The sequence below is a fragment of the Pseudomonas sp. S2_A02 genome (assembly GCF_054668495.1).
The window spans coordinates 1053023-1072247 of sequence record NZ_CP162776.1 but is presented as its reverse complement, the minus strand read 5'-3'; the positions used below and the strand labels follow the sequence as shown (position 1 = coordinate 1072247).

At 59.5% G+C, this 19225-nt stretch carries 21 protein-coding genes and 1 pseudogene; 11 read left to right on the top strand and 11 right to left on the bottom strand.

Going from position 1 to position 19225, the window contains the following annotated elements; translation table 11 throughout:
- Positions 1-28 precede the first annotated feature (28 nt).
- From AB4O41_RS04685 to AB4O41_RS04675, 3 genes are read right to left on the bottom strand one after another with little or no spacing between them, the layout of a single operon-like run.
- Positions 29-1207, bottom strand: a complete 1179-nt coding sequence (locus tag AB4O41_RS04685) for an acetyl-CoA C-acetyltransferase (protein ID WP_460146487.1) — start codon at positions 1205-1207, stop codon at positions 29-31.
- A gap of 11 nt (positions 1208-1218) precedes the next feature.
- The gene (locus AB4O41_RS04680) at positions 1219-1884 is read right to left on the bottom strand and encodes a CoA transferase subunit B (protein ID WP_367371957.1); all 666 of its coding nucleotides are present in this window, start codon (positions 1882-1884) and stop codon (positions 1219-1221) included.
- 36 nt (positions 1885-1920) lie between these two features.
- Positions 1921-2619 (bottom strand): CoA transferase subunit A, encoded by a 699-nt coding sequence (locus AB4O41_RS04675; protein WP_460146486.1) that lies wholly within the window; start codon positions 2617-2619, stop codon positions 1921-1923.
- A gap of 451 nt (positions 2620-3070) precedes the next feature.
- Here AB4O41_RS04675 and AB4O41_RS04670 point away from each other — a divergent pair, with 451 nt between their 5' ends.
- Both AB4O41_RS04670 and AB4O41_RS04665 read left to right on the top strand, forming a co-directional pair.
- Positions 3071-4042: an IS110 family RNA-guided transposase gene (locus AB4O41_RS04670; protein ID WP_460144197.1), complete on the top strand. Its 972-nt coding sequence runs from the start codon at positions 3071-3073 to the stop codon at positions 4040-4042.
- Positions 4043-4093: 51 nt separating this feature from the next.
- Positions 4094-4993: a LysR substrate-binding domain-containing protein gene (locus AB4O41_RS04665; protein WP_460146485.1), complete on the top strand. Its 900-nt coding sequence runs from the start codon at positions 4094-4096 to the stop codon at positions 4991-4993.
- 165 nt (positions 4994-5158) lie between these two features.
- Here AB4O41_RS04665 and AB4O41_RS04660 read toward each other — a convergent pair whose 3' ends face one another.
- Positions 5159-6205: a class I SAM-dependent methyltransferase gene (locus tag AB4O41_RS04660; RefSeq protein WP_460148277.1), complete on the bottom strand. Its 1047-nt coding sequence runs from the start codon at positions 6203-6205 to the stop codon at positions 5159-5161.
- Between the two features lie 298 nt (positions 6206-6503).
- Between AB4O41_RS04660 and AB4O41_RS04655 the strand changes: the two genes are divergently transcribed.
- On the top strand, positions 6504-7337 hold the full coding sequence (locus tag AB4O41_RS04655) for an HvfB family MNIO-type RiPP peptide maturase (RefSeq protein ID WP_460146484.1): 834 nt from the start codon (positions 6504-6506) through the stop codon (positions 7335-7337).
- Positions 7330-8088: an HvfC family RiPP maturation protein gene (locus tag AB4O41_RS04650; protein ID WP_460146483.1), complete on the top strand. Its 759-nt coding sequence runs from the start codon at positions 7330-7332 to the stop codon at positions 8086-8088. Before AB4O41_RS04655 ends, AB4O41_RS04650 begins: the two co-directional genes overlap by 8 nt.
- 140 nt (positions 8089-8228) lie before the next feature.
- On the opposite strand, the gene AB4O41_RS04645 is transcribed toward AB4O41_RS04650, so the two are convergent.
- Together AB4O41_RS04645 and AB4O41_RS04640 are read right to left on the bottom strand one after the other, a co-directional pair.
- Positions 8229-9539, bottom strand: a complete 1311-nt coding sequence (locus AB4O41_RS04645) for an ATP-binding protein (RefSeq protein WP_460146482.1) — start codon at positions 9537-9539, stop codon at positions 8229-8231.
- Positions 9536-10276, bottom strand: a complete 741-nt coding sequence (locus AB4O41_RS04640) for a response regulator (protein ID WP_007896007.1) — start codon at positions 10274-10276, stop codon at positions 9536-9538. The genes AB4O41_RS04645 and AB4O41_RS04640 overlap by 4 nt, the downstream gene beginning before the upstream one ends.
- 305 nt (positions 10277-10581) lie before the next feature.
- On the opposite strand from AB4O41_RS04640, the gene AB4O41_RS04635 reads away from it, so the two are divergent.
- The 5 genes from AB4O41_RS04635 to AB4O41_RS04615 all read left to right on the top strand — a co-directional run bounded on the left by AB4O41_RS04635 (position 10582) and on the right by AB4O41_RS04615 (position 13807).
- Complete coding sequence (locus AB4O41_RS04635) at positions 10582-10845, top strand: DUF2790 domain-containing protein (RefSeq protein WP_460146481.1); 264 nt, start codon at positions 10582-10584, stop codon at positions 10843-10845.
- A gap of 48 nt (positions 10846-10893) precedes the next feature.
- Positions 10894-11115, top strand: a complete 222-nt coding sequence (locus AB4O41_RS04630) for a hypothetical protein (RefSeq protein WP_460146480.1) — start codon at positions 10894-10896, stop codon at positions 11113-11115.
- A 172-nt stretch (positions 11116-11287) separates the two neighbouring features.
- On the top strand, positions 11288-12499 hold the full coding sequence (locus AB4O41_RS04625; RefSeq protein WP_460146479.1) for a cytochrome c biogenesis protein DipZ: 1212 nt from the start codon (positions 11288-11290) through the stop codon (positions 12497-12499).
- A gap of 185 nt (positions 12500-12684) precedes the next feature.
- Positions 12685-12957, top strand: coding sequence for a DUF4242 domain-containing protein (locus AB4O41_RS04620; protein WP_460146478.1), 273 nt, complete (start codon positions 12685-12687; stop codon positions 12955-12957).
- A 37-nt stretch (positions 12958-12994) separates the two neighbouring features.
- Positions 12995-13807, top strand: coding sequence for a class I SAM-dependent methyltransferase (locus AB4O41_RS04615; protein WP_460146477.1), 813 nt, complete (start codon positions 12995-12997; stop codon positions 13805-13807).
- A 74-nt stretch (positions 13808-13881) separates the two neighbouring features.
- Here the strand turns inward: AB4O41_RS04615 and AB4O41_RS04610 are convergent, their stop codons facing one another.
- From AB4O41_RS04610 to AB4O41_RS04595, 4 genes are all read right to left on the bottom strand, one after another.
- On the bottom strand, positions 13882-14808 hold the full coding sequence (locus AB4O41_RS04610) for a universal stress protein (RefSeq protein ID WP_460146476.1): 927 nt from the start codon (positions 14806-14808) through the stop codon (positions 13882-13884).
- 302 nt (positions 14809-15110) lie between these two features.
- Positions 15111-15497, bottom strand: a complete 387-nt coding sequence (locus AB4O41_RS04605; protein ID WP_460146475.1) for a DUF488 domain-containing protein — start codon at positions 15495-15497, stop codon at positions 15111-15113.
- Between the two features lie 11 nt (positions 15498-15508).
- Positions 15509-16231 carry a phosphatidylcholine synthase gene (gene pcsA, locus AB4O41_RS04600; RefSeq protein WP_032830527.1) on the bottom strand — a complete coding sequence of 241 codons (723 nt, stop codon included), beginning with the start codon at positions 16229-16231 and terminating at the stop codon, positions 15509-15511.
- 213 nt (positions 16232-16444) lie between these two features.
- The gene (locus AB4O41_RS04595) at positions 16445-16816 is read right to left on the bottom strand and encodes a VOC family protein (RefSeq protein WP_123359919.1); all 372 of its coding nucleotides are present in this window, start codon (positions 16814-16816) and stop codon (positions 16445-16447) included.
- A 114-nt stretch (positions 16817-16930) separates the two neighbouring features.
- On the opposite strand from AB4O41_RS04595, the gene AB4O41_RS04590 reads away from it, so the two are divergent.
- On the top strand, positions 16931-17704 hold the full coding sequence (locus tag AB4O41_RS04590) for a tellurite resistance TerB family protein (RefSeq protein WP_460146474.1): 774 nt from the start codon (positions 16931-16933) through the stop codon (positions 17702-17704).
- A gap of 315 nt (positions 17705-18019) precedes the next feature.
- Positions 18020-18991 (top strand): IS110 family RNA-guided transposase, encoded by a 972-nt coding sequence (locus AB4O41_RS04585; RefSeq protein WP_460144197.1) that lies wholly within the window; start codon positions 18020-18022, stop codon positions 18989-18991.
- A gap of 15 nt (positions 18992-19006) precedes the next feature.
- Here the strand turns inward: AB4O41_RS04585 and AB4O41_RS04580 are convergent.
- Positions 19007-19167, bottom strand: a pseudogene (locus AB4O41_RS04580) (cupin domain-containing protein); the annotation flags it as partial.
- Between the last annotated feature and the right edge of the window lie 58 nt (positions 19168-19225).

Genomic DNA, 19225 nt, shown 5'->3' with positions numbered 1-19225 from the left:
GGCGAAGAACGATAACGCGGTCTCGGGGCTAGCGTTCGATCGCCAGTGCTACGCCTTGGCCTCCGCCGATGCATAACGTCGCCAGGCCTTTTTTGGCGTCACGCTTGATCATTTCATGCAGCAAGGTCACCAGCACCCGGCAACCCGAGGCACCGATCGGATGGCCCAGGGCAATGGCGCCGCCGTTGACGTTGACCTTGTTCAGATCCCATTCCAGATCCTTGGCCACCGCCAAAGATTGCGCGGCGAAGGCTTCGTTGGCTTCGATCAGGTCCAGTTGATCGATGGACCAACCAGCCTTGTCCAGGCAACGACGAGTGGCCGACACCGGGCCGATGCCCATGATCGCCGGATCGACGCCCGCGTTGGCGTAAGCGGCGATTTTCGCCAGCACTGGCAGCCCCAGCGCCTTGGCTTTCTGCGCACTCATCAGAATCACCGCAGCGGCGCCGTCATTCAGCGAAGAGGCGTTGCCAGCAGTCACCGAGCCGTCTTTCTTGAACGCCGCTTTCAGTTTGCCCAGAGAGTCGGCGGTGGTGCCGGCCCGAGGCTGTTCATCGGTGGCGAAGGACAGCGGATCGCCCTTGCGCTGCGGGATCAGGATCGGCGTGATCTCATCGGCAAACCGCCCGGCTTCGATGGCGGCCACGGCTTTCTGCTGTGAGGCGGCAGCGAAGGCGTCCTGTTGCTCACGGGTCAGGCTGTACTTCTCAGCCAGATTCTCGGCGGTGATGCCCATGTGGTAATCATTGAACGCATCCCACAAACCGTCGCTGATCATCGTGTCGACGATCTGCGCGTGACCCATGCGCAAACCGGTGCGGGCGCCCGGCATGACGTAATTGGCCAGGCTCATGTTTTCCTGGCCGCCGGCGATGATCACTTCGGCATCGCCGCAGCGAATCGCTTGAGCCGCCAGATGCAGCGCTTTCAGGCCCGAGCCGCAGACTTTGTTCAGGGTCATGGCCGGCACGGCGAAGGGCAGGCCGGCCTTGATCGCGGCCTGACGCGCCGGGTTCTGGCCGGCACCTGCGGTCAGCACTTGGCCCATGATCACTTCATCGACTTGCGCCGGGTCCAGCCCGGTCTGCGCCAGCAACTGGCGGATCACCGCAGCCCCGAGGTCAACTGCGGACACATTGGCCAACGAGCCCTGGAAGCTGCCGATGGCAGTACGAGTGGCGGCAACAATCACGACTTCTTGCATGGAAGGATTCCTCACTGGGCAGCGAACTGCATTTCCGGGACGTGGTCAGGCACGATCAGTTTACCAGCGGTCTTGGCGACGATTTCCTCGACGCTGACGCCCGGCGCGCGCTCTTTTAGAATGAACGCACCGTCCTGGATTTCCATGTAGGCCAGGTCGGTCAGCACACGTTTGATGCAACCGGCGCCGGTCAGCGGCAAGCTGCAACGCGACAGCAGTTTCGACTCGCCGTCCTTGGAGGCGTGGGTCATGGTGACGATGATGTTGTCCGCACCGGCCACCAGGTCCATCGCGCCGCCCATGCCCTTGACCAGTTTGCCGGGGATCATCCAGGAGGCGATGTTGCCTTCGACGTCGACTTCAAACGCGCCCAGCACGGTCAGGTCGATGTGGCCGCCGCGGATCATTGCGAACGATTCGGCGGACGAGAAAATCGATGCGCCAATACGCGCGGTCACGGTTTGCTTGCCGGCGTTGATCATGTCGGCGTCGACTTCGGCGTCGGTCGGAAAGGCGCCCATGCCGAGCAGGCCGTTTTCCGATTGCAGCATGACTTCCATGCCTTCAGGGATGTAGTTGGCGACCAGGGTCGGGATGCCGATGCCGAGGTTCACGTAGTAGCCGTCCTGCATTTCGCGGGCGACGCGCTGAGCCATTTGTTCGCGGGAAAGTGCCATTGTTGTTATTCCTTCATTCGGTCCGGGGGCAGGGGATCACTTACGCACGGTGCGTTGTTCGATGCGCTTCTCGAACGTGCCGCAAATGACCCGATCGACGTAGATGCCAGGGGTATGGATCTGCGACGGGTCCAGCTCGCCGGGTTCGACGATTTCTTCGACTTCGACCACGGTGATCTTGCCGGCGGTGGCGGCCAGCGGGTTGAAGTTCTGGGCGGTGTGGCGATAAACCACGTTACCGAAATGGTCGGCTTTCCAGCCTTTGACGATGGCGAAGTCACCGGTGATGGACTCTTCCATCAGGTACTTGCGGCCCTTGAATTCGCGGACTTCCTTGCCATCTGCCACCGGAGTGCCGACGCCAGTGGCGGTGAAGAACGCCGGGATGCCGGCACCGCCTGCGCGCATTTTCTCGGCGAGGGTGCCTTGAGGTGTCAGGTCGACTTCGATTTCGCCGCTCAGCAGTTGCTTTTCGAACAGCGCGTTTTCGCCGACGTAGGAGGCCACCACCTTGCGGATTTGCCGGTCTATCAGCAACACACCGAGGCCGAAACCGTCGACGCCGCAGTTGTTGGAGACCACGGTGAGATCACGGGTGCCGCGGTGCTGGATCTCGGCGATGAGGTTTTCCGGAATCCCGCACAGGCCGAAGCCGCCGGAGATCACGGTCATGCCGTCTTCAAGACCTGCCATCGCTTCCTCGTAGGAATACACGCGCTTGTCGAACCCTGCCATATGCACCTCTTTTATTCTTTGTGGGCGGCTGGCTAGCCGGATGGGGAAGGAGTGTCTCGCCGGAGGATTTATTTGTTAAGTTGATTTTTAAGGTTGATTGATAGATAAAACTCACTAATACGCAGGAGCTGCCGCAGGCTGCGATCTTTTGATCTTCTGCACCTTCAAGGGCGCCGAAGATCAAGATCAAAAGATCGCGGCCTTCGGCAGCTCCTTGTATCTCGACTATTGCTCCATCAGGAGCGATAGTTCTCGACTGATCATCGAGGGAGGGACCTGGAAGCCGTGCAGCTCCTTAGGCTTTTTGCCTGTGACGTAGATCGTGCTCCAACCCTCCACACTCACTCGTACAGTTCGAACGGTATCTTGGGCCCGTCTCTGGCGAGAGCCCGCATTCACAAGGTTGGACAGAGTGTAGTGATGATCGCAACTGATCTGATTGGGAGAAGACATGTCCAGTTTCGTCGGCGTCGATGTCGCTAAAAACACCTTTGATATCGCTACACACCTGCCGAATGGCAAGCATAAAACCAAAGCCAAACTGGCGAACGACGCCAAAGGATTCAAAGAGTTTGAAGCCTGGCTGCACAAGCAGGTCGAACCTTCGGCACTGATCGTGATGGAGGCCACCAGTGTCTATCACCTGGCGCTCGCCGAGTTCGTCTACAACAAGGGTTACCGGGTTTGCGTGGTGAATCCGGCCACGACCCATGCCTACGCCGGCAGTGAGTTACGCCGGATCAAAACCGATAAAAGCGACGCCAAGCTGATCGCGGACTTCGCCCGGGAAAAGGATGAAAAGCTTCAGCCATGGGCGCCGGAGCCTCTGAAGTATCGCCAGTTGAAAGCCTTGGTTCGCCGCCTGGATGACCTTCAGGAAATGCAGCAAATGGAGCTCAATCGTCTGGGGGTATCTGACGAAAAGGTCAAAGCCTCAATTAACTCCGTGCTGCACCATATCGAAAAAGAGATCGCTGAAACGCACAAAGCGATCAAAAAACACATCGATGACGACCCGGATATGCGTCAAATGCGCGACTTGATCGTGACCATCGACGGTATCGGGCAGAAAACGCTTGAGCGGCTGCTGGCCGAGCTGGGCGACCTGCGTAAATATGACGATCCTCGCAAGCTGGTTGCTGCTGCTGGGTTGAACCCCAAGCTGCAGGATTCGGGACTGCTCAAAGGCCGTACTGTGATCTCAAAAATCGGCTCAGCGCGCGTGCGGGCAGGCCTTTACATGCCCGGCCTGGTGGCGCTGCAGCACAACAAGGCGATCATGGCCATGAAGGATCGCTTGAAGGCCAACGGCAAGGCCCCCAAGCAGATCATTTGTGCCGCGATGCGCAAGCTGCTGCACTTCGTTTATGGCGTGCTCAAATCGGGCCAGCCTTATGACCCGAAACTTGCGCTTGCTCGGTGAGGTTTAAGACGGTATCTACCTTGAATGTGCTTACCGTTGGAGGCAGTGACCATGACCGTCAAACAGATCCGTGCATTCCTGGCCGTGGCCCAGAGTTTGAGTTTTGCCGTGGCGTGCGAGCGGCTGCACTTGTCCCAGTCGGCGTTGAGCCTGACGATCAAGGCGCTGGAGGAGGGCTTGGGCGGACGCCTGTTCACGCGCAATACCCGCAACGTTGCACTGACCGCCGAAGGCGAATCGTTGCTTCCGTTGGCTCGTCGATTGATCGCGGACTGGGACAACGCCGAGGATGAACTGCGACAACGCTTCACCCTCCAGCGCGGCCGGGTGACCCTGGCGGCGATGCCGTCGTTTGCCGGCAACCTGCTGCCGCCGATTCTCAAGACCTTTCGCGCGCGTTATCCCAAGGTCAACGTCACGGTGAACGACGTGATCAACGAACAAGTGCTGGAAATGGTCCGCGACCGTCAGGTGGAATTGGGCGTGGCGTTCGAACCAACCCAGAGCTCGTCGCTGGTGTTCACGCCGTTGTACATCGACCGGTTTGTGGCGGTGGTGCCGTTCGATTCACCGCTGGCGGAGCTGGACGACATTGATTGGCAGACCTTGCTCAAGGAACCGTTCATTACCTTGCAGCGCCCATCGACGGTGCGGGTGATGCTCGAAGAGCACTTGCAGGCGCGGGGTATGAAGTTGCCGGTGGAATTTGAAAGCCATCAATTGGCGACAGTCGGGCGGATGGTGGCCAGCGGATTGGGTGTGAGCGCGGTGCCGGCGTTGTGCGCCGGGCAGATGCGCGAATTGGGCGCGCGTTGCATTACGCTGCGGGATCCGGTGGTGGAACGGGCGATCGGAGTGCTGACGACGGGGCATGAACTGTCGGCGGCGGCGCAAGCGTTGTTCGATATTCTCAAGGCTGAAAATCTTGGCGAGCGCCTGTCCATGCAGTGAACACGTTCACCTGTGGGAGCGGGCTTGCTCGCGAAGGGGCCGGTACAGTCAACATCGATGTCGCCTGACACTACGCCTTCGCGAGCAAGCCCGCTCCCACAGGGTCCGGTTTCGTCAGCTGCATCCGGGCAGTCCAACCTGCCCGGATGATGAACCTGTCCTTATTTATTTACGCGCCTCCAGAATCAGGTTGAACGGCGTTTCCGTGGCCCGCCGGAACTGCGTGAAGCCTGCTTCGGTAAAAACCTTGCGCAACCGTGCCTCACCCGCTTGGGCACCGAGCCCGAGGCCGACTTCCTGGGACAGCGAGTTGGGCGTGCAGATAAAGGTCGAGGCTGCATAAAACAGCCGTCCCACCGGGGTGGTGTTGGCATCGAGCGTGTCGTTGGCGAAGGGCTCTACCAGCAGCACCGAACCGTCGGGCTTGAGCGATTCATAGGCATGTTTTGCGGCGCCGACCGGGTCACCCATATCGTGCAGGCAGTCGAAATAGCAGACCAAGTCATAGTCGTTGCCCGGATAGCTCTTGGCGGTGCCCTGGAAGAACCGCGCCCGGCCTTCCACACCACCTTCCTCGGCGCGCTGGGTGGCGACGGTGACCGAAGGCGCGTGGTAATCGAAACCGACGAACCGTGAATTAGGAAACGCCTGGGCCATGATCACGGTAGAAGCGCCGTGGCCGCAGCCGATGTCCGCCACTTTCGCGCCGGCCTCCAGTTTGGCGACTACCCCCTCGAGGGCCGGCAGCCATTCGCTGACCAGATGCGCCTTGTACCCTGGGCGGAAAAACCGTTCCGTGCCGCTGAACATGCACGGATGGTGATCGCCCCACGGCAGGGCGCCATTGCCGCGCATGGCATTGACCAGTTTGTCCTTGTCATGGAAAAACGACGCAACCACGCCGATACCGCCGGCCACATAGACCGGTGAATCTTCGATCGCCAGCGCCAGGGCTTGCTCTTCGGGCAGGCGGAACTGGCCGTCGCGGTGTTCCATGTAACCGGAGGCGGCGTGGGCGCTGAGCCATTCACGCAGCAGGCGGGTGTTGCAGCCGGTCTTTTCGGCGAGTGCTTCGGGGGTGAGTGGCTGACTGTCGGCCATCGCCCGGTACAGACCGAGTTCTTCGCCGAGGATGACGTTGGCGAGCATCGCCGCGCCGCCCATGTCGTTCACCAGTTTGCCCATGAAATCATTGAGCCTGGCCTCGTCCATCATGTGTGCTCCTTCAGCAGGATCACGGTCCAGAGGCATTGTTTGTCGAGGCATGCACCTTTGGGCGGTGATCGTGGGAATGAACAGGACGATAACCGCGTCCTGGCTCCCCCGGAGGGGGTAACCATTGAGTCTAGTTCGTGTATCCCACTGTATCTGACTGCCTGTCCGATACAGTGGCCTGAGAAGAGCGGCGTTTGTGACACAGACCCGACACACCATGGCGTTTGACTGAGCCTGCCGGCCGGCACTGAGTTTTCAGACGCTGGAGACCGGATCCCAGGATGAGATCGACACCATGCAGACTCCCCTCACATCAACGGAGGCGACCATCGGGCTAGGCTTGCGCCGCGGTTTAATGAAGGACCTTCAAGCGGCCCCGGTGGGCTCTTTCGACTTTCTGGAAGTCGCCCCGGAAAACTGGATCGGCATCGGCGGCGCTCACGGCGCGGCGTTTCGCGCCCTGGCCGAGCGCTATCCGTTGTCCTGTCACGGCTTGTCCTTGTCTTTGGGCGGGCCGGCGCCGCTGGACGTCGGGTTCCTGCAGGAAGTGCGGGTTTTTCTCGATCACTATAACGTGCCGCTGTACAGCGAACACCTGAGCTACTGCAGCGATGACGGGCATCTTTACGATTTGCTGCCGTTGCCGTTTACCGAAGAAGCGGTGCATCACGTTGCCGCTCGAATCCGCCAGTCCCAAGACATTCTCGGTCGGCGCCTGGCAGTGGAAAACGTCTCCTACTACGCCGCGCCGCAGCAGGACATGGACGAACTGACGTTCACCAACGCAGTGCTGCGCGAAGCCGATTGCGATCTGTTGCTGGACGTCAACAATGTCTACGTCAATTCGATCAATCACGGCTTCGATCCGCAGACATTTCTGACCGGCATCGACGCGGGGAGGGTGGTTGCCATGCATGTGGCGGGGCATTTCGATGAATCCGACACGCTGAAGATCGACACCCATGGCGCCTCGGTCAAACCGGTGGTGTGGTCGTTGTTGGCCGAGGCGTATGCGCGGTTTGGTGTGCAACCGACGCTGCTTGAACGGGATTTCAACTTTCCGGTGTTCTCCGAATTGGTGAGTGAATTGCAGACCATTCGCCGCCTGCAGGGTGACTACCGTGGATAAGCCGAGCTTGTATCAACAGCAAGACACATTGACTCGCTACCTGCGCGACCCCCACCACTGCGCGCCGCCCGCCGAGATGGACGTGGCACGGGCACAGGTTTATCGCGACCTGGTGTTCTCGAATTTGTCGTTGTTGCTCAGCGGGACTTTTCCGGTGCTGGTGAAGATATTGGGTGACGGTGAGTGGCGTTCTTTGGTGCGGATCTTCCTGCGGGACTACCGCGCGCGCACGCCAAAATTCGGCGAGATCGCCCAGGAATTTGTCGAGTTTCTCGCCTCTGAGCCGTTGGCGTTGAGCAAGGGAACGTGGCCGCCGTTCATGGTCGAGCTGGCGCATTACGAATGGGTCGAGATGGCGTTGCAACAATCCGACGCGGAGCCGTTGCCGGCCAGCGATGCCGCATTACTGCTGGATCGACCGTTGCAGGTTTCGCCGCTGGCCTGGCCATTGGCGTATGGCTGGCCAGTGCAGTTGGTGGGGCCTGATTACCGGCCGGACACGCCGCCAGTTCAGCCGACGTTGCTGTTGGTTCGTCGGGCCGAGGACTGGAGTGTGCGCTTCTCCGAACTGAGCCCGTTGGCGTGGCGGTTGTTGCAGCGGATCGGGGAGTTTCCTCAGCTCAATGGCCGGGCGCAACTGGAAGGGTTGGCGGTGGAAGCGGGGATGGTTGGGGCGCCGGAGTTCATCGACAGCGGATTGGCGTTATTGCGGCAGATGCACGGAGAAGGGGTGATCGGCATGGCGGCCTGACCGCACACAATCCCCCCAAACACCACGAATCCAATGTGGGAGCGGGCTTGCTCGCGAAGGCGGTGTGTCAGTCGACATAGATGCTGAATGGGCTGGCCTCTTCGCGAGCAAGCCCGCTCCCACATTGGAATTCGTGGTGTTTATTGGGTCTTTGGCAACTTGAGTTCGGCACACAACCCACCCCCTTCGCGATTGCTCAAGGTCAGCGCCCCGCCAATCGCCAACGCCAACTGCTGCGCAATTGCCAACCCCAAACCGGTCCCTCCCGTACTGCGATTACGCGAATTCTCCACGCGGTAGAACGGCTCCATTACCTGCGCCAATTCCTCTTCGGCAATCCCCGGCCCACGGTCCATCACCTTCACCGACAAGCTGCCATCAGCCTTCGTTTCCACCCACAGCTCTGCCGCGCCGGCGAATTTCAGCGCGTTGTCTATCAGGTTCACCAGTACCCGTCGCAAAGCATGCGGCCGGGTGTTAATCACGGCTGCGCTTTTGCCGTAGAGCTGCACGTCTTTGCCGGTGTCCTGATAGTCGAACACCAGGCTATCGAGGAATGAATCCAGATCAGTACGGCGACTTTCCTCGGTGGCGCCATGAATGCTGCGGGCATAGGCCACGCCTTCGCGCACCAGGTGTTCCATCTCGCCGAGATCGTTCCACAGCTTGTCTTTCTCGCTGGAGTCATCCATGAACTCGGCGCGCAGTTTCATGCGGGTGATCGGGGTTTGCAGGTCGTGGGAAATTGCCGCCAACAGCTGCATTCGCTCCTTGAGGTAAGCCGCAATGCGCGCCTGCATCGCATTGAAAGCCCGGGCGGCGTAGGCGACTTCGGTCGGGCCTTTTTCATCCAGGTGTATGGCGTGGGTGTTGGGGTCGAGGGTTTCCACCGCTTGGGCGAGGCGGGTGAGTGGGCTGATGGCGATTCTCACGGCCAGCCAGGTGCAGGCAATCATCAGCGCCAGTTGCCCTAGCAATACCGCCGGTAACCACGGCGACAACGGCACCATCGAAGGCCGCACATCGATAGTGACAGGGCTGCCGTCCTTGAGTTTCAGGTGGGCCTGAAAGTGTTTTTTCGGGCCTGGGATGTCGGTAAAGGTCAGCGGGTAATCATGGCCGATGGCGTCCTGAATCGAGGTCACTGCAATCGGCACACCGCTGGCTGCCATCGGCATGCCCGGCGAGCCTTCATTCAGCAGATAGCTGTAGTTGGTGCGCTCCAGACGCTGCAGCCAGTTCACACGCTCATCGGCGGGCAAACGGTCGAGGATGGCGAGGGAGGTCGAGACGTCGGTTTCCAGATTGCCCAACATCGTATTTCTCGCACTTTCGTAACGCTCGTAGTACTGAGCGCCAAAGGACAGCGCCTGGGCGAGGATCAGGCCGATGAGGAAAATCAGAGACAGCCGCGAGGCCAGCGTGCGAGGCCAGTGCAGCGCAAGGTTCATGACGGCGCACCGAGCACTTCTACTGGCAGGGAAAACACATAGCCTTCACTGCGCACGGTCTTGATATAGGCCGGTTCCCGGGCATCGTCCAGCAGACGCTGACGTAAGCGGCTCACCAGCAAATCGATGGAGCGGTCGAACAGATCGGCATCGCGGCCTTGAGTCAGGTTGAGCAATTGGTCGCGATTGAGCACCCGCTGAGGATGATCGAGGAACACCCGCAGCAAGCGATATTCCGCGCCGCTGAGGGCGACCATGGTGCCGTCCTCATCCAGCAGATGCCGGGCCGAGGTGTCCAGGCGCCAGCGACCGAACGCCAGCAGGCGACCGCTTTCGGTGATCACCAGGTTCGGCGGCAGCATCCGCGTGCGTCGCAGCACAGCGTTGATACGGGCGAGCAATTCACGGGCGGCGAACGGTTTGACCAGATAATCGTCGGCGCCCATTTCCAGGCCGATGATGCGGTCGGTTTCATCGTTGCGAGCGGTGAGCATCAGCACCGGCGTGGCCTTGTGTTTGCCGGCGCGCAGCTCACGGCAGAGCACCAGGCCATCGTCGCCCGGCATCATGATGTCGAGCACGATCAGGTCCACCGGCGTGGACTCCAGAAACGAGCGCATCTGCCGTCCATCCGCTACCACGGTGGTACGCAGGCCGTTCTTCTTCAGATAGTTGCCTACCAGTTCCCGGATCTCGCGGTCATCGTCCACGATGAGAATGTGATCGACGTGTTCCATGGTGACCAAGCCTCTTGAATGGGAGTTGTCGCACAGTCTATCGAGCCTTGGCCCGCTCGCCTGCCGTCGATTGTATTGCAGTGTATCTGGCTTATCGGCGGATACACGGGGACGTAAAAATGGCCGATATCAGAGGTTTTGTATCGCTGTGTATCGCAAGCAGGCACAGATACACAGCGATTTACCCGCGCCTGTTCTGGACACAGACGAGATACCTCGCGGGTTTCAAATAGGTTCCATCGAGGCAAACCCAAGCGCCTCGGCTCAATCAACGATTGACCTATTGAAGCCCTGAGGAAATCACCATGAACACCAAAGTCGTCTACGCCGCCTGCCTGTTTGCCGCCCTGAACATCTGCACCTTGTCGGCCCGCGCCGAAGCCGATGTAACCCCTCAAACCTACACCTACGGCACGCACCTGGACATCCAGAAAGTGCTGTCGATGAAACAGGACGCCAGCCCTGCCTGCGGGATTGTGAATGCCCGGATGACCTACCTGGATTCCCAAGGCAAAACCCAGGTTCTGGATTACAGCAAATTCGCTGACGGCTGCAATGAAGGCAACTGAGTCCTTCGACTACCCAATGCCCATCCCCTTTGAAACAGGAAGAACATCATGAGTAACGTCACCCGCTTTTTGACCGCCATCGTTTTCTCCGTAGCTGGCGCCGCCGCCCATGCCAACGCCGCGGTTGAACAAAATACCTGTGGCAGCAGCACCTGCTTCCAACTGGCTCCGCTGCTGACTGAGGATGGTTCGAGCCGCACGCCGCAAGGGCAACTGGTTGCAGAGAATGGCTACAGCCGCACGCCACAGGGCCAGCAGCTGGAGGCCTGAAGCCTGGCACAGTTCTGTCAATTCCCGCCGTTCCAGTGTGGGAGCGGGCTTGCTCGCGAAGAGGCCAGTACATTCAACATTGATGTCGACTGACACTCCGCCTTCGCGAGCAAGCCCGCTCCCACATGAGCACTGCGGTGATATCGCCCTTCACATTCTCAAGGTGATCCCCATGTTTCTCATCGCATTCCTGGGCGGCATTTTGACCGTCCTCAGCCCCTGCATCCTGCCGGTCGTGCCGTTTCTGTTTGCCGGTGTTAAACGCACGCGTTCTTCGATCCTGCTCACCCTCGGCGGCATGGCCCTGACTTTCGCCCTGATCTCCAGCCTGGCCGTGGTCAGCAGCGATTGGGTGGTACAAGCCAACAATACCGGCCGCCATGTGGCGCTGATCGTGATGGTGCTGTTTGCCCTGTCTCTGATCTCCGCTCGCATCGGTAGCTGGCTGGCGCGTCCGTTCGTGCTGCTGGGCAATCGCCTCGATCCCGACACTCGCAAAATGTCTGGCCCGTTAGGCTCGGTAATGATCGGCGTCGCCACTGGTCTGCTCTGGGCGCCGTGTGCCGGGCCGATCCTCGGCGTGATCCTCACCGGCGCCATGCTGCAAGGCGCCAACGCTCACACCAGCCTGCTGCTGGTGGCGTACGGCCTGGGCAGCGCGTTGTCTTTGGGCACCTTAATCTTCGCCGGTCGTGGCTTGGTCAATCGCTTGAAGCCGTCGATTCCGCTCACCGGTTGGCTGCGTCGCGGCACGGGGACTGCGGTGTTGGTCGCCGCAGCGGTCATCTCCACTGGCGCTGACAACAAGCTGCTCGCCAGCACCTCATCCGAAGGCGTCACTACGGTTGAACAGCACGTGCTGGAAACCGTACCAAAAGTGGTCGATTACTTCATCAGCAAGGTCAAGGCCGACTCGACCATGGACGCGGCCAAAGGCGCGATGCCGTCACTTTCCGGCGCAGTCGAATGGCTCAACTCGCCAGCGCTGAGCAACGATTCCCTGCGCGGCAAAGTGGTGCTGGTGGACTTCTGGACGTACGACTGCATCAACTGCCAGCACACCTTGCCCTACGTGAAGGACTGGGCGAAGAAATACCAGAAGGACGGCCTGGTCGTGATCGGCGTGCACACCCCTGAATACGGTTACGAACGCATCATCGACAACGTCCGCGATCAGGTGAAAAAACTCGGCATCACCTACCCGGTGGCAATCGACAACAACTACGCGATCTGGCGCGCCTTCGACAACCAGTACTGGCCCGCTCACTACCTGATCGACGCCAAGGGCCAAGTGCGTTACACCCACTTTGGCGAGGGCCGCTACGAGACTCAGGAACAGATGATTCGGCAACTGCTGGAAGAGGCCAAAGCGCCTGCCGCGTGATCCGTTTCAGTGAAGCAAACCAACCTGTTAAGGCGGCATTACAAATGGCGACCATGCATCGGAGAATGCCGTATTTCTTGAATTCTCCGGACGATCGGCAGGACGTCGGCGTATCCGGGAGCGATAGTTTGTGGACGACGGGATCACCTCCGACCCTGTCATCACCCTCAAGAAAGGAAGTTGCCATGCCTAAATTCATTATTGAACGCGAGCTTCCAGGCGCCGGCGCACTGCCGCAACAGGAGCTCAAAGCGATCTCGCAAAAATCCTGTGATGTGTTGCGCGGGATGGGGCCAGAGGTGCAATGGCTGCAGAGTTACGTCACCGGCGACAAGATTTACTGCGTGTACATCGCGCCGAATGAGGAATTGATCAGGGAGCACGCCAAACTGGGTGGTTTTCCCGCCAATAGCGTTTCCCGGGTCATGAACATCATCGATCCCACCACGGCGGAGTGAGCCGGGACGCGTTCCAACCCGCAACGGAGCAGACTCCATGAGCACACCCATTGACCTCACTGCCCTGAAAAACCGGCAAATGGCCTCGTGGGCCAGCGGCGACTACGCCGTGATCGGCACTACTTTACAGATCGTCGGTGAACAACTGGCCGAAGCCTGCGACTTGCTCTGTGATGAGCAGGTGCTGGACGTCGCCGCCGGCAACGGTAACGCAACGCTCGCCGCCGCGCGCCGGGGATGCAAGGTCACGTCCACCGACTACGTGGCCAAGCTGCTTGAACGCGGCGAAGACCGCGCACGGGCGGAACATCTGGACGTGACTTTTCAGGTGGCCGATGCCGAGGACTTGCCGTTCGAGGACGCTAGTTTCGATGCCGTGCTTTCGACCTTTGGTGTGATGTTTACGCCGGATCAGCCCAAGGCTGCAGCGGAACTGGCGCGGGTGTGCCGCCCTGGCGGACGGATCGGCCTTGCCAACTGGACGCCTGAAGGCTTCGTCGGCCAGATGTTCAAGACCCTGGGCCGCCATATGCCGCCACCTGTGGGCGCCCAACCGCCTTCAAACTGGGGCTCTGAAGCCTGGTTACATTCGCAGTTCGACCAGCGCGACTTCCAGCTTCAGGTGACACGGCGGTTATTCAACTTCCGCTATCGCTCGGCCGCGCACTTCATCGACACCTTCCGCACTTGGTATGGCCCGGTTCACAAGGCTTTTTCGACGCTGCCACCCGAAGGGGCCACAGCCCTGGAAAACGACCTGACCGAACTGCTGAATCGGCTGAACCGGGCGGGGGAGCGGTCGCTGGTGGTGCCCAGTGAATACCTGGAGGTGGTGATTACACGGCGTTGAAACATCAATACAAACCCCCTGTGGGAGCGAGCCTGCTCGCTCCCACAAAGTGAATGTGCAAATTAGTCCGTCACTCACTCATCCAGTCGCTCGGTGTACACCACCCACACACTGCACGGCATTTTGTACAGCAGATGCTCCACCGTGCTGCCGATCAACCGGCCCATGCCGCGATGGCCGACCCGGCCCATGACAATCACGTCGACGTGATAAGTATCGGCATAGCGGGTCAGCACTTTGGTCGGGCTGCCCATGAGCATGTGCCGTTGCTCCGGCGCGATGCCGTTGCGCGCGGCCAATTCGTTGAAGGCGTCCTCCTGGAAGTCGAACAGGGTCTTGGCCTTGTCCGAAGCGAAAAACGCCGAGCCGTTTTCGAAGCTGAACTCGTCCGAGCTGATAGACGAAAGGTCATAGGCGTAGACCACGTCGAGCTCGGCATTGCAGGCGCTCGCCAGTTTTGACGCTTCGTGCAGAATCCGGTCATTGAAGCTTTTGTAGTGATCATCACGATGAAACGGATCGACCGCCGCAACGATCTTGCGTGGCAACGCATGTTTGGCATGGCTGACGAAGTGCAGCGGCACCGGGCATTCGCGCAGCAAATGCACGTCGAGAGGGGTAAACACCAGCCGCGACAGCCGTGATTGATGTTCCAGCGCCTTGATCAGCACGTCCATCGGCTGCTCTTTGAGGTGAGTCAGGATTTCCTCCAGCGGATTTTCGACCCAAACCACCTCGGTGGTGACGTGCACACCGATCTTGCGCAAGGGACGGGCCTGTTCCTCAAGCCACTGACGGTGGCGCTCGACATACCCCAGACGCATCTGCTCCAGAGCCTTTTCGTTGACCATGCCGGCGGTCGCCAGGCCTTCCAGATAGTCGAAAGCCACGATGTGCAAGGCTGCATCCTCAGCCTTGGCCAGCGCCGCGGCCCGGTCGAAGGCAGGGCTGTGTTCCATCAGGGGCGAGGCGACCAGCATGAAACGTGCTTGACCAGACATGACAAACCTCCCGTGGGTAAACGAGCAGACGACGGTCGTTTAATACATCTCAATCCCTTAATTATTGACCATGATCAGTCTCTGGGGTGCTTAGTCGCTCGAGCGGGCCGTACAAGACAGTGCAATGCTCCAATGCAAGTAACGGAATCGGCGGTGTTCATGCGATGGGTATTGCGCCGACGTTCTAATGTGGGAGCGGGCTTGCCCGCGATGACGGAGTATCAGGCAACATCTCTATCGACGGAAAGACCGCCTTCGCGAGCAAGCCCGCTCCCACAGGGGATTTTGGGTGTTCACCCTATCTAAACAACCTTTGCTCCTCGAGCCTCCAGCAGTTCCCGTAATACGGAACGGTGACAGTGCGCCTCTTCCTCGCAATAACACCCCAAAGCCAGCGACGTTTGATGGGAGAGGGCGGCCAGCAGGTCGAGCATCTGGCTGGGCGCGGGATGGTTCATCTCGGCCTTGAATTTGCGCTTGAAGGCTCCCCAGGCTTTGGCATCTTCAGCCGCTTTGGCTTCGGCCACCAACTCGGGGCTGGGGGACAGCAGCGGTTGCCACACATCGTAAAAATCCCGGCTGGCAAATTCGGCCTTGGGCACACCCCGAGGCGGGCGGCGTACCGTACCCAGGCGCAGCCCTTCATTCGCGGTGCGGGGGGAGCCGAGTTGGACGATGTGGATGGGCATGATCGCAGTGCCTATTTGAGCCGCGAGCTGTCGAACCACTCCAGCGCCGTGCGCCAGAAGCAGATCCCCAGGAAGTACGCCGACATCAACAGCCACAAGCCCATCACCAGCGGATTGATGACCGGGTGGTTGACCACCAGCGACAAGCTGCAGAGCAGCCAGATGGCCGTCACGGCAATGTTGATCGGCATGAACCGCCGCACGCGGAATGGGTGCAGGAATTTCATTCGGGTCACGGTCAACAGCGCCAGGCCGATGACGGTGAGCAAGGTGATCCACGGCGATGGGTCGATGATGTACAGGCACAGCGCAACTACGTTCCACGCAGCGGGGAAGCCCTGGAAGTAGTTGTCTTTGCTCTTCATGTTGACGTTGCAGAAGCAAAACAGAGACGACACCAGAATCAGCGACACGGTCAGCAGCAGGGTGTAGTCCGGCAACGGGATGTAACGATAGATGAACAGTGCCGGAATAAACACATACGTCAGGTAGTCGATCACCAGGTCGAGGATTGAACCGTCGAAACTCGGCAGCACCGACTGCACGTTCACCTTGCGCGCCAGCGCACCGTCCAGACCGTCGACGATCAGCGCCACGCCCAGCCACAGCAGGCAATTGGTGGGCTGATTCTCCAACAAGGCGAGGGTCGCGAGGAAGGCTGTGACCACGCCAGTGGCGGTAAAACCATGGGCACCCCATGCTTTGAGCCTGGCAATGTGTACAGTGGATATCACGGGGGCGTTCTCCAGAAAGTGAAGCAAGCCAATTATCACCCTCTTGTTGAGGGCGTCGGCAAACCGGGTCGGGTTGCAGGTATCGACCGGATTTTCGGGAATAAGGTTCACCACCTTTGAATCTTAGCCTCCGTGCAAAAAAATACCCCGGAAATATCCGGGGCACGTATTGAGCGCAGCACGCCTGTGCCTGGCCGATGTCGAGGACGGGGTTCAGCTCAGCGAGGGGTGAAACACGCGCAGTCGATGGTTATCCGGGTCAAGCGCGACGAAGGTGCGACCGAAGTCCAGCTCTGTCGGTGCTTGCGCCATGGTCAGCCCAAGCGCGCTCCAATCGGCAAACAGTGCATCGACCTGCTCGGCGGACTCCACGGGGAACGCCAGCTCGGTCCCGCCGCCCGTCGCTTGCGCTGCTGGTTCGGCGGTATGCCGTGACCAGAGCCCCAGTTTGTAGCCGCCCTCCAGGACAAATAGCGCGAAGGTCGGCGACTCTTCCACGGGCTTGCGCTCCAGCAGAAACTCATAGAACCGCGCACTGACGGCGGGGTTTTCCACGAAAAGCAAAATATAACGGGGAGTGATCATAGGGGCTGCTCCATTCAAGGTGGGCGCAGCATAAAAGGAGGCGGTGTCAGTTTCTGTCAGGAGTGTGAAGGGCAAGGGCAATACCCATGACGTCAGTCAGACGGAGTTGGCGGAATGTCTGGCGAAGACTATCGTTGCCTGACTGAGTTTCTGCCCATTGATGAGGACGTCGTCATGAACACCAGCGATTTGCTTGAGCAATTACTGCGGGCTAGCCAAGGCTCGCAGTCGCAACAAGGTGGCGGTGCGGCGTCAGCTCAAGGAGGCCTCGGCGGGTTGCTTGGTGGTCTATTGGGGGGCGGGGCGGGTGCCGGTGCGGGCGGCGGAGGCTTGGGTGGTTTGCTCGGTGGTCTGCTGGGCGGCAATTCACCCATCGGCCGTTCGACCCAGACACGTTCGGGCGGCACCAATTACGCGGCGTTGGCTTCTTTGGGGATGATGGCGTTCCAGGCGTATCAGGCCTGGCAACGCAGCCAGGCTTCGGCACCGCAACAGGCACCGCGCACCGTTGACCTGTTGTCTGGCCCGGAAATCGAAGACCACAGCCACGCCATCCTTCGTGCCTTGATCGCCGCCGCCAAGGCCGATGGCCGCATCGATGATGCCGAGAAACACATGATCAGCACCGAAATCGGTCGCCATACCGACGATCCGCAACTGCAGCAATGGCTCGATGACGAAGTCACCCGGCCGCTGGATGCCGCCGATGTGGCGCAGTCTGCCCAGGATCCGGGCATGGCCGCCGAGATGTACCTGGCCAGCGTGATGTTGGTGGACGATCAGCAGGACGCCGAGCGCAACTATCTGGATGAATTGGCCGCTGCGCTGAAGATCGATCCAGAGTTGCAGGTGCATCTGGAGCAGCAGGCCAAGGGCGGTGCTGTCTGAGCATTCCCCTGCGATCTTTTGATCTTCAGCGTTTTCGAACATGCCAAAGATCAAAAGATCGCAGCCTGCGGCAGCTCCTTGTATCTCGACTATTGCTCCATCAGGAGCGATAGTTCTCGACTGATCATCGAGGGAGGGACCTGGAAGCCGTGCAGCTCCTTAGGCTTTTTGCCTGTGACGTAGATCGTGCTCCAACCCTCCACACTCACTCGTACAGTTCGAACGGTATCTTGGGCCCGTCTCTGGCGAGAGCCCGCATTCACAAGGTTGGACAGAGTGTAGTGATGATCGCAACTGATCTGATTGGGAGAAGACATGTCCAGTTTCGTCGGCGTCGATGTCGCTAAAAACACCTTTGATATCGCTACACACCTGCCGAATGGCAAGCATAAAACCAAAGCCAAACTGGCGAACGACGCCAAAGGATTCAAAGAGTTTGAAGCCTGGCTGCACAAGCAGGTCGAACCTTCGGCACTGATCGTGATGGAGGCCACCAGTGTCTATCACCTGGCGCTCGCCGAGTTCGTCTACAACAAGGGTTACCGGGTTTGCGTGGTGAATCCGGCCACGACCCATGCCTACGCCGGCAGTGAGTTACGCCGGATCAAAACCGATAAAAGCGACGCCAAGCTGATCGCGGACTTCGCCCGGGAAAAGGATGAAAAGCTTCAGCCATGGGCGCCGGAGCCTCTGAAGTATCGCCAGTTGAAAGCCTTGGTTCGCCGCCTGGATGACCTTCAGGAAATGCAGCAAATGGAGCTCAATCGTCTGGGGGTATCTGACGAAAAGGTCAAAGCCTCAATTAACTCCGTGCTGCACCATATCGAAAAAGAGATCGCTGAAACGCACAAAGCGATCAAAAAACACATCGATGACGACCCGGATATGCGTCAAATGCGCGACTTGATCGTGACCATCGACGGTATCGGGCAGAAAACGCTTGAGCGGCTGCTGGCCGAGCTGGGCGACCTGCGTAAATATGACGATCCTCGCAAGCTGGTTGCTGCTGCTGGGTTGAACCCCAAGCTGCAGGATTCGGGACTGCTCAAAGGCCGTACTGTGATCTCAAAAATCGGCTCAGCGCGCGTGCGGGCAGGCCTTTACATGCCCGGCCTGGTGGCGCTGCAGCACAACAAGGCGATCATGGCCATGAAGGATCGCTTGAAGGCCAACGGCAAGGCCCCCAAGCAGATCATTTGTGCCGCGATGCGCAAGCTGCTGCACTTCGTTTATGGCGTGCTCAAATCGGGCCAGCCTTATGACCCGAAACTTGCGCTTGCTCGGTGAGGTTTAAGACGGTATCTACGTGTGTTCTGGTGATTTCGGCAGCAGAAACGTAACGCCGAAGTCTTCAGATATCTCCAGTATCCGAGGCAGGTCTTCAGGCACTTTGAGCTGGTCCAACGCTGAAAAAACTGACCGCCGCGTGGATCGGAAACCACGCCAATGAATTTCGCGGTGGGGATTCACTGCGCCGCGAGCAAGTGCCGTAACACCGATCCGTCTGTCCGGGCAATTTCA